Here is an 18821-nt window from a genome sequence, read left to right as displayed (position 1 = left end):
GTTATGCATTCCACTACCAGTGCTCTCACATTACGACCTGGCGCAATCAACGGCGATTCCATTTTCCATCGCCTCAGCTTTGCCAGCGCCGTATTAATTTTCCTGGTGCTGATCGGCATCATTCTCTCCCTGATCGATGGTGGCTGGCAGGCACTTGCCAAGTTTGGCCCTGGTTTTATCTTCAGCAATACCTGGGATCCGGTCGGTGGTGAATTTGGTGCCGCAGCCGCTATTTACGGCACTCTGGTTTCGTCACTGATCGCCATCGTTATCGCTATTCCCGTTGGCCTTGGCACTGCCATCTTTCTGGCCGAACTGGCGCCAGAGTGGATCAGTAAGCCCGTAGGTATGGCCATTGAACTGCTGGCTGCTGTGCCCAGTATTATCTACGGTATGTGGGGACTGTTTGTCTTTGCCCCCTGGTTCTCTGAAGGTTTCCAGTTCTGGGCATTAGAGAATCTGGTCAATATCCCCCTGATTGGTCCCTGGTTTGATGGTCCTCCCATCGGCATCGGCCTGCTGGCTGCCGGTATCATTCTGTCGTTTATGATCCTGCCCATCATCACCGCCCTGACCCGCGATGCCCTGAAAACCGTGCCGAATGTGGTTCGTGAAGCAGCCTACGGCATTGGCGCCACACCCTATGAAGTCATTACACGGGTACTGCTGCCTACCATCAAAAATGCCGCTGTCGGTGCTGGTATTCTGGGTCTTGGCCGTGCCCTGGGTGAAACCATGGCGGTCGCTTTTGTGATTGGCGGTGCCAACCGCATTGAGACATCGCTCTTTATGCCAGCCAGCTCAATCTCCTCCACAATTGCCCAACAGTTCAATGAGGCCACCAATGAACTGCACATTGCATCTTTGATCAGTCTGGGGCTGGTGCTCTTTATCCTGACCTTTGTGGTGATGGGTGCAGCGCGCATCCTGTTGAGAAAGCGTTAAGGAGTCGGTGATGTCATTACGAAAACTCAAAAATCAGGCCTTTATCGGTTTCTGCATACTCTCAGCACTGTTTGGCCTGGTTGTTTTATCCAGCGTACTGTACAGCCTGGTTGGCAAGGGTATTGCCGGCATGGGACTGCATATTTTTACTGAGCTGACACCCGGACCAGGAAGTCATGGCGGACTGAAAAACGCCATTGTAGGCAGTTTGATGCTTACCACTCTGGGCATTGTTATTGCCACACCGCTGGGTATTCTGGCCGGCACCTGGTTATCCGAGAGCAATCAGTCGTCAAAAGCGGCGGAAATGCTGCGCTTTCTGAACGGCATGCTGATGAGCGCCCCATCAATCCTGATCGGTCTGTTCGTTTATAAAATCGTGGTGGTTACCACCGGCTCGTTCTCTGGCTGGGCAGGTGCAACCGCTCTGGCCATTCTGGCACTGCCCATTATTGTCAGCACCACTGAAGAGATGCTGCGTCTCGTGCCAACCACCCTGAAAGAAGCAGGCAGCGGTCTGGGTGCCCCCCGCTGGCAGGTCATTACCAAACTCTGCTATCGCGCTGCCGGCCCCGGCATTATCACCGGCGTACTGCTGGCCATGGCCCGTATTACCGGTGAAACCGCACCACTGTTATTTACCGCACTGAACAGCAACTACATGACCACAGACATGAGCCAGCCCATGGCCAACCTGCCCGTGACCATTTACCAGTACGCCATGAGCCCTTACGAATCATGGAACGAGCTGGCCTGGGCCGGCGCTCTGCTGATCACCACCTTTATTCTGATTATCAATATTCTGGCCACCGTGTTACCTCGCTGGCTGAAAGCAAGAAAGGCTGCCAAATGACCATGAATGTAGCGATCGAGCAAAACCCGACAATCCAGCCAATAGAAAGCGCGTCTGTCACTGAGCTGAGTAGCGCCAGTCCAATGCCGCGCATGGAAGTCAATGGCCTGAATTTTTTCTACAACAAAGGCGCTGAGCCTGCGTTGAAAAACATCAATATGCCCATTTACAACAACCGGGTCACTGCACTGATCGGCCCATCCGGCTGTGGTAAATCCACACTGCTGCGAACCATGAACCGCATCTATGACCTGTACGGCACTCAACATGCGGAAGGTGAAGTATTGTTAGACGGCGAGGATATTCTCAAAAACAATGTGGACTTAAACGCCTTGCGTTCCAAGGTCGGCATGGTTTTCCAGAAGCCAACCCCGTTCCCCATGTCCATCTATGACAACATTACCTTTGGCCTGAAGATGCAGGGGGGTATGTCAGCCCCGCAAATGGCAGTTCGAGCCAAAAAGGCACTGAAACGTGCTCACCTGTGGAAAGAGGTCAAGGACAAACTGGATGCCGACGCCAGCAGCCTTTCTGGCGGACAACAACAGCGCCTCTGCATAGCACGTACTATTGCCCTGAAGCCCGAAGTCATTCTTATGGATGAGCCAACATCCGCACTGGACCCCCTTGGCCACTGCAGCCATCGAAGAACTGATTACCGAGCTGCGAGAAAAGTACACCATCGTAATTGTGACCCATAATATGCAGCAGGCCATGCGCATCTCTGATTACACGGGCTTTATGTACCTGGGAGAATTGATGGAATTCGGCCCTACCGAGAAAATCTTCCATAACGCTGACCACCAGAAGACCCGCGACTATATTGCAGGCAATTTTGGCTGACACGCTTTATCGGCCATCAGGAGAGGAGCCCAAACCTCTCCTTCTCATACTCTTTCTTGTACTTCTTTTATCCTCTGCCAAAATTTCACTCCATACTTCCCAATAAATTCAACTTGCCCGCCTGAGAGCTCAAAGGAGTACACATGAAGTTTGCTTTTATTTATGCCATGCCCGGATTACAAACCTCATCAATTCAGGAAAATATTACCGAAAAAGCTCACTTTTACTGTGCAGCAGTAGATATGGCCCATAAAGAGACTGCTGCAGATATTGCTAGAGAGCTGGTTGAGAAAAACGGTGTCCAGATGATTGAACTCTGCGGAGGACTTGCCAGTGCTGAAATTATTGCACTGGTTAAGGAAGAAACCGAAGGGTGCTCTCTCAATTTGATAACTGACTCATAGGTTAGCTTCAACCTTTCCAGTCATGAACTCAGACCAAAGTTGTTCCCAGCGCCCCTTACTCTGGATCAGTGCTCTTGTTGTCAAAAGCACTTCCGCTCCTGTTGCTTTCCACCTCATTCCAGAACCACATAATCGTTGCTTTACCAGAGTCTTACAAGCCGCTTCAGTAACTCCTGAACCTATTGGCCAATGGCGTTTAAGCGCCTGATGATAATTCATTAACTGGTGATTGTTTGTAAAATAGCTCACAGCTTTGTAGCGCTTCTCTGTCAGTGCGATTGTCTTTTTCGGGAGCTCGGCTGATTCAATTTCCTGAAGGATTTTTTTGGCTGCTCCACGCTTGTTTTTCAAACTATGTAGCCTGTCTTCAAGCCACTGGTGTCGCTTCGCCTTACTGGTTGGAAACAGTGCTTCCGCTGCTCCAGCTAAATATTCAGATGCATGATAAAAATCGAGTATCTGCCCAGAGGTATGTTGTTTCAAATAACTCCAGTTTTCTCTAGCCCCGTCAGCTACCCCGATGTATGTGGCATTTGGGTAGAGTCGTTTTAGATCTGCAATCTCCTCGTCGAGCTTGCTCATAAAGCTTTGTTTACCATACTCTGGCGAACTGGCTGTATATATCGTGTGGAGCCTGTCTCCATCTGCAGAATATAGGCTCAATGTCCCACACATGGCTTCCCTCCAGCCTTCTTCACAAAGCAGCATGCAGGTTCCATCCAGACCAATGGCTATTGTTTCAACAGGCTCTTTTAGTGGAGGAAGGTGGTAGTGAGTGTCTTGCTGGTCTTCAATTAATGCACCTACTCTGTCCGATAAATGCTTGATATAAGAATTTGAAAGCGTCCTTTGATGGTTGGTCTCAAAATCTTCTTTTACCGCAGGCGCTGGCATCTGGCTGTATTTCCAGGCGATAGACTTGGCAAATTTGGGGGTAGCTGAACCAATAATACCGGCACGAAGATCAAGTGCTGCCAGAGTACTGCCACCTCTGACACCCTGATATACGGAGCGCTCCAAAGGTATACGACCGTATAAGGTTTCATAGTGCTTAAGAACCTTTCCTTTGTAGTTCCACTTCTGCTGATTAACGACGATAGGTTCTTTATTGGGTGATTCAAATAGCCCCAATAACTCTTTTGTTCCAAGCTGCCCGGCTTCATTGAGTGCACGCTGTAAACTATCTTCAAGATTCAGCATGTTGCCTGAATCTATAGAAACTTCAATTTGCAAAACGATGCTTTTGGTAGAGCTGGAAATAACAGAAGCGGGCATGACAGTTAACTATTATGAGTGGTGTTCCCATAGTAGCTGTGAAAATAGAGCACTATTGTTTCAATCATTCAGAGAGAGCACCCAAACCGAAAACAGGGTACCTGTTGGTGCAGTCTATTATGGCCCTGAAAGCAGAAGGCCTCTGGTTGACTTGCTAGGTCTTTAGAAATACAAAAAATCTCACAGATGGTGGCTATAAAGATACGTTAGAGGACGACTACGGTATTTTTTTAATACACCGCAAGAATCCATAGAAAAGTGCTGCGTAGCTCAGCATCTAAGCAGTTTGTCTATTTCGAGGTTTTACCTCAAAATAATTATTTATTTCAGTAGCTTTGCATTTTGTTGTGATGTCACTGATATCTCCAATACCCAATATGAGAGGTTCGTCTCCTTCAGTACCAGTATGTATTGCAAAACGATATTCTTTTTGATGTTTATACTCGATACGCTTTCGAAAGATTACATCGACTTCATCAAATGTGCCATTGAATGATGCGGGATCGTAATACTCGACCAGTCTAGATTCCATACCAAAATTGTTAGCTTGAGCTGCTAGAGTTATTCGGTCAATGAACGCTTTGACATCCGTGACTATAACCGCATACTCACCCAACTTTTGACACTCTTCAGAAATCTCAAATTGCTTTTTTTAACGCTTCTAAAGAGTCAAATGATGTGTTTTCAAAACCCCCGTTATGAGCAGTATATATACAGAAGAGGTTAAGACTGTCACAGTGCATATTCTGGACTGAAACCGGTCCTGCTATATCAGTGATTTCTCGACCATTTATTTCAAACCTAATTTGATCTGGTTGATGCCATGCATATAAGCCTTCGTAAAAGTCGCTACGATTAGCATTTTCCCCTTCTTCGAGTTTCCTAAAATAGGAAAGCCGATTAGCGAACAACCTTCCTTTTATGAACTCCTCAGCATATTGTTCGTTATCAAAGACCTTAACGAAAAAAAATATTCTTATATTCATGGCGATCCTTGTTTGATTTAACTGGCCAGGCATAGACTTTATCACCATGTTTTATCTTCCCAAACTCTACTCGATAACGCTTTTCCACCAATTCATAACCAGCACTATGGATTCCCACGCAGAGCGTGGGAATGAGAAACACAGGATATAAAGCTCAGATTATCAGCGCAATAGGTAGCTGGAAAGTTCGATTGGTATTACGACCTTACTCAACAAAAAAGTTCTCAGCCATAAAAAAACCTCCCGCTCTTCAACAAAGCAAGAGGTTTAAAGTACAACAATAGTACTTAGTTTGTATCCAGCTCTTTGAAAGACTTCACCAGCTCATCCAGTGCTTTGATCTGAGCCAGGAATGGCTCAAGCATGGACAAACGCAGAGCGGAAGGACCATCACAGCGGGCATTATCAGGGTCAGGATGGGCTTCCAGGAACAGTCCTGCCAGACCAACCGCCATACCGGCACGAGCCAGTTCAGTCACCTGATGACGACGGCCACCGGAAGCAGCACCCATTGGGTCACGGCACTGCAGCGAGTGAGTCACATCGAAGATCACCGGTGCGCCACCGCTTACCTGTTTCATGGTGTGAAAACCAAGCATATCAACCACCAGGTTGTCGTAGCCAAAGTTCACACCACGCTCACAGAGAATCAGGCGATCATTGCCTGCTTCACGGAATTTATCCGTGATATTACCCATCTGGCCAGGACTGAGAAACTGCGGCTTTTTGATGTTAATGACTGCACCGGTTTTTGCCATGGCTTCTACCAGGTCCGTCTGGCGGGCCAGAAACGCAGGCAGCTGAATCACATCCACCACTTCAGCCACAGACTGGCACTGATGAGGTTCATGAACATCGGTAATGATCGGAAAACCGAAGGTTGCCTTCAGTTCCTGAAAAATCTTCAGCCCTTCATCAATGCCCGGACCACGGTACGAAGCAATTGACGAACGGTTAGCCTTATCAAAAGAAGCCTTGAAGATATAAGGAATACCGAGTTTTTCGGTAACCCTTACGTACTCTTCTGCCACTTTCATGGCCAGGTCTCTTGATTCCAGCACATTCATCCCGGCAAACAGGACGAACGGCAGATCATTAGCGACCTGAATTCCATTAACATCAACAATTTTGCTTTTCACAAACGTTCCTTCAGGCTCTCTACAAAAGCAGGCATTCTCAACTGGCTTCAGTTAGAAGCGTGCTTGAAAGCCTGCGCTGCATTAATAAAGGCAGAAAACAAACCGTGGCCATCACGAGGCGTTGAGGTAAATTCCGGATGGAACTGACAGGCTACAAACCATGGATGATCTTTAACCTCAACAATCTCTACCAGGCTGTTGTCTTCTGAACGACCGGCGATAACAAGACCAGCGTCTTCCAGTGTCTCAACGTAATGGTTATTCACTTCATAACGATGACGGTGACGCTCGGTAATAACATCCTGACCATATGCTTCACGGGAGTGAGTACCGGCAACCAGGTTACAGTTCTGAGCACCCAGGCGCATGGTTCCACCCAGATCAGAGCCCTCGTCACGCTTTTCAACCATACCGTCAGCATCGATCCACTCAGTGATCAGACCAACAACCGGATGGGCCGCCTGACGATCAAATTCAGTACTGTTAGCACCTTCCAGACCAGCGACATGTCGAGCGTATTCAATGACAGCCACCTGCATGCCAAGACAGATACCCAGGAAAGGAATCTTGTTCTCACGAGCATAGCGCACGGTTTCAATCTTGCCTTCAACACCACGGTGACCAAAGCCGCCCGGTACCAGAATGGCAGACACACCTTCAAGAGCGGAAAGGCCATCCTGCTCAATCGTTTCAGAGTCGATATAACGAATATTGACCTTGGTACGGGTTTTCAGGCCGGCATGCTTGATCGCCTCAATCAGCGATTTATAGGCATCCAGCAGTTCCATGTACTTGCCGACCATGGCGATGGTGATCTCTTCAGAGTAATTAAACTCACGATCTACCACGTCATCCCACTCGGAGAGATTCGCTTCCTGACAACCCAGATTGAAGCGATCAACAATGATCTGATCCAGCCCCTGCTCATGAAGCATGCGTGGGATTTTGTAAATACTGTCGGCATCTTCCAGGGAGATAACCGCACGCTCTTCTACGTTAGTAAACAGCGCAATCTTGCGGCGAGCAGAGGCATCAATGTAATGCTCACTGCGACACACCAGAATATCTGGCTGAAGACCGATAGAGCGAAGCTCCTTTACGGAGTGCTGGGTTGGTTTGGTTTTGGTTTCACCGGCTGTTTTGATGTAAGGCACCAGGGTCAGGTGCATCAACATGGCACGCTGAGAGCCCAGCTCCACCTTCAGCTGACGAATGGCTTCCAGGAATGGCTGGGATTCAATATCCCCAACAGTACCACCTACTTCTACCAGTGCGATGTCCGCATCACCAGCGCCTTTAACCACACGGCGCTTGATCTCGTCGGTGATGTGCGGAATAACCTGTACGGTACCACCCAGATAGTCTCCACGACGTTCTTTACGCAGAACGTCCTGGTAAATCCGGCCAGAGGTAAAGTTATTACCCTGCTTCATGGTGGTACGGATAAAACGCTCGTAATGACCCAGGTCCAGGTCAGTCTCTGCACCATCTTCGGTAACGAAAACCTCTCCATGCTGGAAAGGGCTCATGGTACCCGGATCAACGTTGATGTAAGGGTCCAACTTGAGCATCGTCACCTTGAGACCACGTGCCTCAAGAATGGCGGCGAGAGATGCCGATGCGATGCCTTTGCCTAACGAGGAAACAACACCGCCGGTGACGAAAATATAACGCGTCATGCTTACCTGCTGTGAATCTAAATTAAAGCGGGGTGAAAAGAGAGTCTCAAGATGGGATATCAGGATACCAAAACCGGCGGTAAACGTAAAACCGTTATACCGCTAATTGTTGGATATTCGGCCATTATAACCCCTCGGTTTTCCGAAGGGCATTCGCGTTGTCAGGCGCTTTTCCAACTGAGAGAAATACCATCAACATCGCCTGAACCATCATCAACACAACTCCAGAGACCGGGAGCGGCTACCATTTGCTTACCATCAAAAATAAACGGAAGATACTCTCTCAACCAGGGTGGCACTTTATAGTCCTGAAGCCATTTTTTCAGTGTTTTTCGACCTTGCCGTCCAGCGATGGCAAACTTTTCATCACCTGATATGTGGCAACGACGTTTCAACAGCAATGTTTTTTGAGGCAGTTGAATGACTCTACCTTCTTTCTCCTGAACGGAACGACAGATCAGAGAGCGATCTCCCAGCTCCAGCACAGGCTCTTTGCGCCAGTCCCATAACATGGGTTCAAATGCGTTCAGGCGAATTTCTTCATCCAGTACCACCAGCATTTGTTGATAGCGAGTCAGTGTAAAGCGATTTGAAATTCTCAGCAGAGGCTCTGCATCAACTCGAGCCTCAACCACTTCAAAAAATATCTGCTCAAGCGTTTCTCTGGAGGGGGGTTGTATTTCCTGCAGTTTCAACCACTCACGAACCACGCGTCGCTGGGAACCGATATCAAGCAACTTCATAGCTGCTATGTTAATCAGCGGTTGCTGATCAAGAAGCCATTGCGGACGATAATCAATACACGTTTCCAACTGATCGGCAGTATGCTGCTGCACGACCTGATTCACCTGCCCCACTTCCCGCACAAATTCAACCAATCGTTCAGACACACCTGGCCAGCGCTCTTCAACCATGGGTATCAGTCGCTGACGAAGAAAGTTACGGGAAAAGCGCTCATCCGTATTGCTGTCATCTTCAATAAACTGGAGGCTATTTGAACGGGCGTAATCTTCAATCGCCGATCTCGGCACATTCAATAAAGGGCGGAGCAACAGCCCATTACCCAGGGGTCTTTTTCCAGGAATACCCTGAATGCCATCAACACCGGTTCCTCTGAACAACCTGAGCAGAACCGTTTCAGCTTGATCATCACGATGATGCCCTTGCAGCAGGCAGCCACCCTCTTTTACGGCATTCACAAATACCTGGTATCGAGCATCCCTGGCTGCCTGTTCCAGACCATAGCCCTGATTTTCCAGAGACACTCTGGTAATTGTCAAAGACACCTTCCACCGATCACATATCGATTGACAGTGCTCAGCCCACTGATCAGCGTAGCAACTCAAACCATGATGAACATGAACGGCAGAAACATCAGAGATATCGCCCTTATCACGCAGGCAGATCAGCAAATGGAGTAAAACGGTAGAATCCACACCACCACTGAATGCAACCGTTAAAGGGCATTCAGATATTGGCAACTGCAGACTTGAAGATAATTGACCAAGCACCCACTCAGGACTGAGTGGGTGACAGGAGACGATCTCTGAGTTGTTTTTTGCAATCCGTTTTGAAATCGTTTTTGAAATCAAAGTGATCCAAAGTCCCTGATCTTCTGATAACGATTTTCCAGCAGGGTGTCGCTGTCCAGCGTTGTAAGTGTATTCAACTGACTCACCAGTGTTGCTTTCAAACTGGCAGCCGCCGCTTCAGGGTCACGATGTGCACCACCCAATGGCTCTTCCACCAGGGTATCCACCAGACCCAGCTCTTTCAAACGACCGGCGGTCACACCCATGGCTTCAGCAGCGGTAGAGGCATACTCGGCTTTTTTCCAGAGGATAGATGCACAGCCCTCAGGTGAAATCACAGAGTAAGTTGAATACCCCATCATCACCAGATGATCGCAAACGCCGATGGCCAATGCCCCACCGGAACCACCTTCACCAATAACTGTGGAAATTACCGGCACTTTCAGACGTGACATTACCGCCAGATTGAAGGCAATCGCTTCACTCTGCCCACGCTCCTCTGCCCCGATACCAGGATAGGCACCCGGAGTATCAATAAATGTCAGGATGGGCATATTGAAACGCTCAGCCATTTCCATCAGGCGACAGGCTTTACGGTAACCTTCCGGTTTTGGCATGCCGAAATTCCGGCGAACCTTCTCTTCGATCTCACGCCCTTTCTGATGGCCAATGACCATGACCGGTCGACCATCCAGTCGAGCCATACCACCAACAATGGAAGGGTCATCGGCAAAATGGCGATCACCATGGAGCTCATCAAACTCGGTGAAAATATGGCGAATATAGTCCAGCGTGTAAGGCCTTCTGGGATGTCTGGCCAGCTGAGCTACCTGCCATGAAGAAAGGTTGCTGAAAATGGAGTCCGTCAGACTGCGGCACTTATCCTGCAGTGTCGCAATCTCTTCTGTAATATTCAGTTCTGCATCGCTGCTGACCAGCCGAAGCTCTTCTATCTTGGCTTCCAGTTCAGCAATTGGCTGTTCAAAATCCAGGTAATTCGGGTTCATGAAATCCACTTATCTATTCAGAGACGTTCAAGGCTGTTTGCCACCAGCACAACCCGCTGCCCGGCAATCCCAACGACTCCCTCGTATCTGACAGTTTTGTCTGTCCTGTCATGGGTGACCGGATTGTCTCTCAGGCTCCGCTTAATCATGGCCGGATAGTAAATAGGGATCAAAATACGTAAACACCGCCGGAAAGTCGAGTTAAAAAGCGTAATCGCCTGTAAACAAATCAACGGTATTGTAGTCCTCGGGCACAACAAACGGGCAATACTTTAAAGAATGGCCATTTGTGCCCGCCACAAAACTACCTCGGACGGGCTCTTTCTATCAGGTCTCGACAGGCAATTCCCACCGGTAATGTGCCATAGGCCAGCCCGACTCTATCCAGTCGCCCTCTCAGAAAGCTACTGGCCACCAGTGCATTGCCGGACTGCAGCAACAGGCTTGCCTGCAGACAAATCGCCAGACCTTCAACCAATCGGCGAGCCTGAAAGTGAGCGTTAGCGGGATTTACCAGGTCGTTCTTCAAGTTGGTAACACACAGATCCAACTGAGTATCCGCTCCAGAGGTTTTTTCCAGCTCAGTAAACAGGACATTCAATGAATCAGGTTGCCGTTGCAGTGTTCTCAGAATATCCAGACACTGAACATTTCCACTGCCTTCCCATATGGAATTGACCGGTGCCTCACGATAAAGCCTTGGTAGAATGGACTCCTCCACATAACCTGCCCCACCGAGACACTCCTGAGCCTCATTGATATGTCCAGGCGCCCGTTTACAGACCCAGTATTTTCCAATCGCTGTCGCTATTCGGCAAAACAGCTGTTCGTATTCATCATCAGGACAATCAAGGCTACGGGCAACCCGCAGGCTGAATGCCAGAGCAGCCTCACTTTCCAGAGCCAGATCTGCCAGAACATTCTCCATCAGTGGCTGTTCGGTTAACAACTTACCGGCAACCTGGCGGTAACTGCAGTGGTGTATAGCCTGAGCAGCGGCCTGTCGCATCAGGGCTGCAGAGCCGGTGATGCAATCAAATCTCGTCAGCGCCACCATCTGAATAATGCTATGAACCCCACGCCCCTCTTCACCAATCAACCAGCCATGGGCCTCCTGAAACTCCACTTCAGCAGAGGCGTTGGAGCGATTCCCCAACTTGTCTTTCAACCGTTGAATGTGCAACCCATTTCGCTGGCCATCCTCACGCCACCGAGGCAATAAAAAACACGACAGTCCTTTTGATGCCTGGGCCAGCACCAGAAACCCATCACTCATTGGGGCCGAGCAGAACCATTTATGCCCGGTCAGAGCATAAAGCCCCCCCGGCCCACCTTTGCCAAGCGGCACCGCACGGGTCGTATTGGCACGTACATCGGTTCCACCCTGCTTCTCCGTCATGGCCATTCCCAGCGTAACACCCGGCTTTTCATACCAGGGTTTATCGTCTGGATCGTACTGTCGGGAGGTCATCAACGGTAACCAGCGACTGGCCAGGTCCGGCTGCTGATTCAGGGCAGGCACCGCAGCAAAGGTCATGGTGAGAGGACAGCAGGTACCGGCTTCAACCTGATTGTGCAGATACATCATGGCAGCTCGAGCCACTTGAGCACCAGGATTCGTATTGCTCCAGGGTAATGATGGCAGGCCATGTTCAATAGCTGATTTCATCAGCTGATGATAGGCCGGATGAAAATCAACCCGGTCAATTCGGTTGCCAAACCGGTCATGGGTTCGCAATAGGGGCTGGTTTTGATTGGCAAGGAAGCCCGCTGAAAAAAATTCATGACCTGCCAGATGACCATAATCCTTCAGCAGAGGCTCAGCCCAGGACAGTGGAGACAACGCTTCCTTTAACGACGTATCTGTGGAAAAGAGATTATAAGGATCCAGAGGTGGAGGCTGATTGAAAACGGTATGAGTTCCAGCGGTCACAGAGGGGCTATTCATAAGCATACTCCCCATTCAGTTTTCTTATGTTTTTCTATGAAAAGGGAGACTGCAAAACCTCTGCAGCTCCCACTTCAGATCGACTTCCGTTCAGTGCGCACAGTCATTATTTTCTGTCAGGCATACTCAACTTTCGCCGCATTCTTGCCAAGCCACTGTCTAAGTTCCAGCACCAGTTCATCACTGGGGCTAACCAGCCATTGCTCGCCCAGCATCAAGCTGGCACAGGCATCTTCCCGACGGTAATCAATTCTGACCGGGAGTCGACCTGGTTGTTCGCTCAGCATGGACGACAGCTTTCGCCCAAAATGGCCGTCAATCTGCTCATGAGAAACCTCAAGCACCAGGCGGCGGGCATAATGGCTGCGGGCATCCACCACTTTCATTACTTTCTTCGAGCGGACTTTTAGACTACCGGAGTAATCATCAAAAGTGACTTCACCTTCCACCACCAGCACAGCATCTTTATGCAGAAGGTGTTGATACTCGGCAAACACATCGGCAAAAAACGACACCTCAATCCGTGCGGTACGGTCATCCAGGGTAACAAACGCCATTTTGTCCCCCTTCTTGTTTTTCATAACCCGCATATCCACCACCAGCCCGGCAATATTCTGGCTATCACCGCGGGCGGGTTGCAAATCCTTGATACGGTTTCGGATAAAGTGCCGAATTTCACTTTCGTATTCATCAATAGGATGACCAGTAAGATAGAGCCCTAAGGTATCTTTCTCGCCGCCAAGTCGAACCTTATCCGTCCACTCACCAGTTTTCAGATAAGTGTCGTAAACATCTTCTTCTCCGGCAGGTACCAGAGCACCAAACATATCCATATGACCGGAATCCAGGTTTTTAGCCGCCTGGTCGGCTGCTTTGATTGCCTCAAGCTGACTCGCTTCAAGCACGGCACGATTGAAATTCAACTGCGCAGGCTTTTCAGGCGCGGGACCAAGCAGGTCCAAGGCGCCTGATTTGATCAATGCCTCCAGAACCCGCTTGTTGATGCTTTTGGCATCAACCCGCTCACAGAAGTCAAACAGATCCTTGAATGGCCCACCTTCATTTCGAGCCCTGACGATTGCCTCAATAGGGCCCTCACCCACCCCTTTAATAGCCCCCAGACCATAGACGATATGTCCATCGTCATTAACGCCGAACATATATTCGCCGCTGTTCACGCTGGGAGGCAGCACGGTAAGCCCCATATCCCGACACTCTTCGATAAAGGTCACCACCTTATCGGTATTCTGCATATCGGAGCTCATTACCGCAGCCATAAACTCCGATGGATAGTGAGCCTTCAGCCAGAGCGTCTGATAAGAGACCAGGGCGTACGCTGCAGAGTGAGATTTGTTAAAGCCGTAACCCGCAAACTTCTCTACCAGGTCAAAGATCTTCATGGCAAGCTCGCCATCAATTCCCTGGCTGATAGCGCCCTCTTCAAAGACCGCCCGCTGCTTGGCCATTTCTTCCGGCTTTTTCTTACCCATGGCACGACGAAGCATGTCCGCACCGCCCAGGGTATAACCAGCCAGCACCTGGGCAATCTGCATGACCTGTTCCTGGTACAGGATAATGCCGTAGGTGGGCTGCAGAATTGGCTGAAGCCACTCATGCTGATACTGGGCATCCGGGAAAGAGAGTTCCTCCCGACCATGCTTACGGTTAATAAAATTGTCCACCATTCCTGACTGCAACGGACCAGGACGGAACAGGGCCACCAGTGCGATAATATCTTCAAAACAGTCAGGCTGGAGACGCTTGATCAGGTCTTTCATTCCACGGGATTCCAGCTGGAATACCGCGGTGGTTTCCGCCCGCTTCAACATGTCGTAGGAGCTTTTATCTTCAAGGTCGATGGCTTCAATCGCCAACGGCTCTTCACCCCGCTGCTCACGTCGGGGATTAATCAATTTCAGGGCCCAGTCAATAATGGTCAAAGTACGCAGGCCAAGGAAGTCAAACTTAACCAGACCTGCGTATTCCACATCATTCTTGTCATACTGGGTCACCACCCCTTTGCCGTGCTCATCACAGTAAAGCGGTGCGAAATCCGTCAGTTTGGTGGGCGCAATAACCACACCACCGGCGTGCTTACCGACATTACGAGTGACCCCTTCCAGCTTAAGTGCCATCTCCCAGATTTCAGCGGCCTCTTCATCGGTCTCCAGAAACTCCCGAATCGCCTCTTCCTGCTCATAGGCCTTGCTGAGGGTCATCCCGATTTCAAAAGGGATCATTTTGGAAAGACGATCCGCCAGACCATAAGATTTACCCTGAACACGGGCCACATCCCGAACCACTGCCTTGGCCGCCATGGTACCGAAGGTGATGATCTGGGAAACCGCGTTACGCCCGTAGGTTCGGGCCACATAATCAATGACCCGGTCCCGTCCTTCCATACAGAAGTCAACGTCAAAGTCGGGCATCGATACCCGTTCAGGATTCAGGAATCGCTCAAACAGCAGGTCATACTTGATTGGATCAAGGTCGGTAATTTTCTGGGCATAGGCCACCAGAGACCCCGCACCGGAACCCCGGCCAGGGCCCACCGGGATACCATTATTTTTGGACCACTGGATAAAGTCCATTACGATCAGGAAGTAGCCCGGAAACCCCATCTGAAGAATGGTATTCAGCTCAAAATCCAGTCGGTCCCGGTAGGTTTTTTCGATTTCTGGAAAATCGGGTGCCGACGTATCAAACAGAAACTCCAGTCTTTCAGTCAGTCCGTCATGGGAAAACTCACGGAAAAACTGATCCATGGTTTTACCTTCAGGTACTGGATATTCCGGCAGGAAGTACTCACCCAGTTTGACATTCACTGAACAGCGCTGGGCAATGGCAACAGAGTTAGCCAGTGCCTCAGGAATATCCGAGAACAGTTCAACCATCTCTTCTTCAGATTTCAGGTACTGCTCTTCACTGTAGCGATGTTCTCGGCGGGGATCATCCAGAACCACACTCTCACCGATGCATACCCGGGACTCATGGGCTTCAAAATCATCCCGGGTCATGAACATCACATCATTGGTCGCCACCACCGGACAGTTGAATTCCGCCGCCAGATTCACCGATCCATGAACGCACTCTTCATCCCCTGCCCGGTTGGTACGATGCAGTTCCAGGTAGAAGCGATCAGGAAACGCGCCCATCCACTCCTGGAGCAAGTCACTGGCAAACTGCTTCTTACAAGCCACCAGTGCCCGACCAATCTCCCCTTCCCTGGCACCAGAGAGGGCAATCAGCCCTTCCGACTGGGCCATGATCCACTCACGTTTTACCAGGGCCTTCTCATGGTGCTGATTTTCCATAAACGCTCTGGAGATCAGCTCTGTCAGGTTGTGATAGCCCTGCTCATTCATACACAGCAGCACCAGACGGGACGGTGCATGCTCATCCACCGGGTTTTCTACCCAGAGGTCAGCGCCACAAATCGGCTTGATACCCGCTCCCATGGCTCCCGAATAGAACTTCACCAGCGAGCAGAGGTTGGACTGGTCAGTCACCGCGACCGCTGGAGCACCAGAGCCCGAAATCGAACTGATCAGCGGTTTTATACGCACCAGTCCGTCGCTGAGGGAAAACTCGGTATGCACCCGCAAGTGGATAAATCGTGCTGTCATGGATGGGGAAAGTCCTGAATGGCAATCAGGTTATGATAACAATGAAGGGACACACCTAACAAATTAATATTTAAAGAAATATTCAACACTTATTAAATAAGTACGCAATAAATGCAAAAAGGAAAATGACGCATATTTGAAAAGCATCAGTCAACACTATAAGATTCCCAATACTAAAAAACCAGACATAAACTATCCACCATTAATAACAATGAGCAATCCAGTTAATACGCCAACTAAAATACAACCTCTTTCGAAACAAGAAATATTATGCACAAATGTGCAGAGCAATATCGCAGATATTAAAAACAGAACAAATCAATTGCAACAAAAAACAATAACAAACCCAAGCATGGAAACACCATTAGCACGAAGAAAACAAGTTACCCAAGAAGTCAACCCAAAACATCTAAACGATCGAAAAGATAAAGAGGACATGATAAACCTGAAAAAGCCAACGCATCACATACCTTATATAGAGCAATTACCACACCCAGAAAGCCAGCTACATCTTATCAAACAAAAAATTGAACATACGCCACTTGTATTTCAACAGCTACTTGATAAAACAATCATAAAAGCCAAAAGCAAAAACCATCAAATCAAAAACAGACAAAAGAAAAGAAATAAAAAGAAGAAAAAAATAGTTCTCACCAAATATTGGGACAACAAAGCTCCATTATTTTCTCTTGGGAAAAATGCAGAAATCCTTAAAAAATCCTTAAGGCAAGGAAAAAGCAAGACCAAAGTAATATTACCGGAACAAGTCAAAAAATCAGTACGCGCTGATTTTGAAAATCACAACCTACTGAACCCAGACTATTGGGGCAAAACCATTGAGCACTGGCTATCCCTCAGTGCAGGTGGCCGCAAGAACTCCATTGATGCCTTGTTACAGCCCACAACCATAAATAATTCAGACCCACGCAAAAAACTGCATGGGCACTACGGTGTCCTTGCTGCCAGAGATATCCCACCTTACTCTGTAGTTGCTCCTTATGCAGGTCTCTACTGTATCGGCTCAGATATTCTCAGGGAAAAAGCTTACTATGGCTCAAATGTTGGCCGTTATGCGGTTGACTGTTCCATTGATAGTATGCAGATTGATCTGTGTGGTTACGGACATGGAAACCTCACGCTCTGCATTAACGCAAACACTACATATTCCAAAGATGACCCTGTTCTAAACGACAATGCCTGCTTCGCGTTGATTATTTACCAGGGATGGCCCTATATTTTTGTTGTAAGCATTAACAAGATAAAGAAGAAGTGTGAACTATTAATCGATTATGGGCAGTTTTACTGGAAAGGCCGATAATTTCGTACCTTTTGGAGGAGTCTGGAGATGCTGTCATTAAAACACATAGTAATTTCAATAATGGATTAGAGTAAAAATGCAGACTATGGAAATTAAAGTTGATGATAACTATGACATTTTTTCAAAAAAGACACCCAAAAAACCGTTATATCAGAGTACTCTCTGGTCCAGTAACTGCCTATTCTTCAAGCTTGCAATCGGTAAATTTAAAGCTGCTTCGCTTATAAAAATAGTTGCCACTGCATGTTCAAAATCGAATCACTCTAGCACAGCAAAAAAAACTAATTGAATAATAAAGTGTTACCCACCCACTAACATCACGTTAGAGTACTCATGAAGTCATTAAAACAGATTCAAGTTAGTAATCAGCGGACAGTAAGAAACACCGATGTTATTACCCAGTAAAAAAGCAGGTGATTTTAGAAGTGCCAGAAATGACTTAAAAGGCGTAACACTTGATTTAGCGAATACTATGAAAAACCATAAGAGCTTTGTAAGTTAGTAGGAGACACTCTACCCGAAACACAATACCCCAACCCCCCAACAGTTTACGATCTTTCTCAGGAGCTATTCGATAAACGTCAGACGCTTTAAAGCATTACTTTTTGAGTATCTTTTGCCAGCCTGTATAACAGGCTGGTTAAACAAAATAAATTACTCGCTGAAAATCAATTCACGAACTGGCTTGAAGGAGCGACGGTGAATGGGTGCAGGCCCCAACTTTCTTAACGCCTCCATATGAACCTTCGTCGGATAACCTTTATGCCCTGCGATTCCATAACCTGGCCACTCTCTATCCATAACCAGCATTTCACGATCGCGGGTCACCTTGGCAATGATAGAGGCAGCGGCAATCTCTGGAACCCGGCTATCTCCTTTTACAATGGCCTCAGCACGACAGGAAAGCTTTGGGCAGCGATTACCATCAATATAAGCCAGCTCAGGTTTAACCGATAAACCCTCAACAGCCCGCTGCATGGCCAGCATGGTTGCATGGAGAATATTCAGTTCATCGATTTCTGCAACATCTGCCCTGCCCAGAGACCAGGCCAGGGCATCTTGACAAATAACGTCAAATAGCTCCTCACGCCTTTTTTCCGACAGCTTTTTGGAATCGTTCAATCCTTCAATCGGGTGAGCTGGATTCAGGATTACCGCAGCCGCAACCACTGGCCCACACAATGGACCCCTGCCAACTTCATCAACGCCGGCAACAATGATTCCCGCATCACTGGTTTCACACCAGTCAAATTGATTTTGCATCAT

At 48.5% G+C, this 18821-nt stretch carries 14 protein-coding genes and 1 pseudogene; 5 read left to right on the top strand and 10 right to left on the bottom strand.

Annotated features, from left to right (window positions below; all coding sequences use genetic code 11):
- Positions 1 to 3 precede the first annotated feature (3 nt).
- From pstC to ACOCLE_RS05845, 4 genes and pseudogenes are all read left to right on the top strand, one after another.
- Positions 4 to 945 (top strand): phosphate ABC transporter permease subunit PstC, encoded by a 942-nt coding sequence (gene pstC, locus ACOCLE_RS05860; protein WP_419535905.1) that lies wholly within the window; start codon positions 4 to 6, stop codon positions 943 to 945.
- A gap of 10 nt (positions 946 to 955) precedes the next feature.
- The gene (gene pstA / locus ACOCLE_RS05855) at positions 956 to 1798 is read left to right on the top strand and encodes a phosphate ABC transporter permease PstA (protein WP_419535904.1); all 843 of its coding nucleotides are present in this window, start codon (positions 956 to 958) and stop codon (positions 1796 to 1798) included.
- An 83-nt stretch (positions 1799 to 1881) separates the two neighbouring features.
- A pseudogene (gene pstB, locus ACOCLE_RS05850) lies at positions 1882 to 2641 on the top strand (phosphate ABC transporter ATP-binding protein PstB).
- A gap of 143 nt (positions 2642 to 2784) precedes the next feature.
- Positions 2785 to 3045 (top strand): DUF6506 family protein, encoded by a 261-nt coding sequence (locus ACOCLE_RS05845; protein WP_419535903.1) that lies wholly within the window; start codon positions 2785 to 2787, stop codon positions 3043 to 3045.
- On the opposite strand, the gene ACOCLE_RS05840 is transcribed toward ACOCLE_RS05845, so the two are convergent.
- From ACOCLE_RS05840 to dnaE, 9 genes are all read right to left on the bottom strand, one after another.
- Positions 3040 to 4320: an ISKra4 family transposase gene (locus tag ACOCLE_RS05840; RefSeq protein WP_419532972.1), complete on the bottom strand. Its 1281-nt coding sequence runs from the start codon at positions 4318 to 4320 to the stop codon at positions 3040 to 3042. The two genes, ACOCLE_RS05845 and ACOCLE_RS05840, sit on opposite strands and share 6 nt — an antisense overlap.
- Before the next feature lie 277 nt (positions 4321 to 4597).
- Positions 4598 to 4936, bottom strand: coding sequence for a hypothetical protein (locus tag ACOCLE_RS05835; protein WP_419535902.1), 339 nt, complete (start codon positions 4934 to 4936; stop codon positions 4598 to 4600).
- Positions 4937 to 4958: 22 nt separating this feature from the next.
- Positions 4959 to 5339, bottom strand: coding sequence for a hypothetical protein (locus ACOCLE_RS05830; protein WP_419535901.1), 381 nt, complete (start codon positions 5337 to 5339; stop codon positions 4959 to 4961).
- 254 nt (positions 5340 to 5593) lie between these two features.
- Entirely contained in the window at positions 5594 to 6445 is an 852-nt protein-coding gene (kdsA, locus tag ACOCLE_RS05825) for a 3-deoxy-8-phosphooctulonate synthase (RefSeq protein ID WP_419535900.1), read from the bottom strand.
- Between the two features lie 47 nt (positions 6446 to 6492).
- Positions 6493 to 8124 carry a CTP synthase gene (locus tag ACOCLE_RS05820; RefSeq protein WP_066016131.1) on the bottom strand — a complete coding sequence of 544 codons (1632 nt, stop codon included), beginning with the start codon at positions 8122 to 8124 and terminating at the stop codon, positions 6493 to 6495.
- Between the two features lie 161 nt (positions 8125 to 8285).
- Complete coding sequence (gene tilS / locus ACOCLE_RS05815; RefSeq protein WP_419535899.1) at positions 8286 to 9560, bottom strand: tRNA lysidine(34) synthetase TilS; 1275 nt, start codon at positions 9558 to 9560, stop codon at positions 8286 to 8288.
- Positions 9561 to 9712: 152 nt separating this feature from the next.
- Positions 9713 to 10663 carry an acetyl-CoA carboxylase carboxyl transferase subunit alpha gene (gene accA / locus ACOCLE_RS05810; RefSeq protein ID WP_419535898.1) on the bottom strand — a complete coding sequence of 317 codons (951 nt, stop codon included), beginning with the start codon at positions 10661 to 10663 and terminating at the stop codon, positions 9713 to 9715.
- 304 nt (positions 10664 to 10967) lie between these two features.
- A complete protein-coding gene (locus ACOCLE_RS05805; protein ID WP_419535897.1) occupies positions 10968 to 12617 on the bottom strand; it encodes an acyl-CoA dehydrogenase family protein in 1650 nt (549 codons plus the stop codon).
- Positions 12618 to 12727: 110 nt separating this feature from the next.
- Entirely contained in the window at positions 12728 to 16237 is a 3510-nt protein-coding gene (gene dnaE / locus ACOCLE_RS05800) for a DNA polymerase III subunit alpha (RefSeq protein WP_419535896.1), read from the bottom strand.
- 211 nt (positions 16238 to 16448) lie between these two features.
- Between dnaE and ACOCLE_RS05795 the strand changes: the two genes are divergently transcribed.
- The gene (locus ACOCLE_RS05795) at positions 16449 to 17555 is read left to right on the top strand and encodes an SET domain-containing protein-lysine N-methyltransferase (protein WP_419535895.1); all 1107 of its coding nucleotides are present in this window, start codon (positions 16449 to 16451) and stop codon (positions 17553 to 17555) included.
- Between the two features lie 654 nt (positions 17556 to 18209).
- Here ACOCLE_RS05795 and rnhB read toward each other — a convergent pair.
- A complete protein-coding gene (gene rnhB, locus ACOCLE_RS05790) occupies positions 18210 to 18821 on the bottom strand; it encodes a ribonuclease HII (protein WP_419535894.1) in 612 nt (203 codons plus the stop codon).

Origin of the sequence: Endozoicomonas sp., from assembly GCF_965196975.1 — a bacterium.
In the GTDB taxonomy this organism is placed as follows: Bacteria; Pseudomonadota; Gammaproteobacteria; order Pseudomonadales; family Endozoicomonadaceae; genus Endozoicomonas.
This window is presented reverse-complemented; position numbering and strand designations above follow the sequence as displayed.

Coding starts and splice junctions, on each gene's coding strand:
- pstC (WP_419535905.1), top strand. CDS start 4: ATGCATTCCACTACCAGTGCTCTCACATTACGACCTGGCGCAATCAAC.
- pstA (WP_419535904.1), top strand. CDS start 956: ATGTCATTACGAAAACTCAAAAATCAGGCCTTTATCGGTTTCTGCATA.
- ACOCLE_RS05845 (WP_419535903.1), top strand. CDS start 2,785: ATGAAGTTTGCTTTTATTTATGCCATGCCCGGATTACAAACCTCATCA.
- ACOCLE_RS05840 (WP_419532972.1), bottom strand. CDS start 4,320: ATGCCCGCTTCTGTTATTTCCAGCTCTACCAAAAGCATCGTTTTGCAA.
- ACOCLE_RS05830 (WP_419535901.1), bottom strand. CDS start 5,339: ATGCCTGGCCAGTTAAATCAAACAAGGATCGCCATGAATATAAGAATA.
- ACOCLE_RS05820 (WP_066016131.1), bottom strand. CDS start 8,124: ATGACGCGTTATATTTTCGTCACCGGCGGTGTTGTTTCCTCGTTAGGC.
- accA (WP_419535898.1), bottom strand. CDS start 10,663: ATGAACCCGAATTACCTGGATTTTGAACAGCCAATTGCTGAACTGGAA.
- ACOCLE_RS05805 (WP_419535897.1), bottom strand. CDS start 12,617: ATGCTTATGAATAGCCCCTCTGTGACCGCTGGAACTCATACCGTTTTC.
- dnaE (WP_419535896.1), bottom strand. CDS start 16,237: ATGACAGCACGATTTATCCACTTGCGGGTGCATACCGAGTTTTCCCTC.
- ACOCLE_RS05795 (WP_419535895.1), top strand. CDS start 16,449: ATGAGCAATCCAGTTAATACGCCAACTAAAATACAACCTCTTTCGAAA.
- rnhB (WP_419535894.1), bottom strand. CDS start 18,821: ATGATGCAAAATCAATTTGACTGGTGTGAAACCAGTGATGCGGGAATC.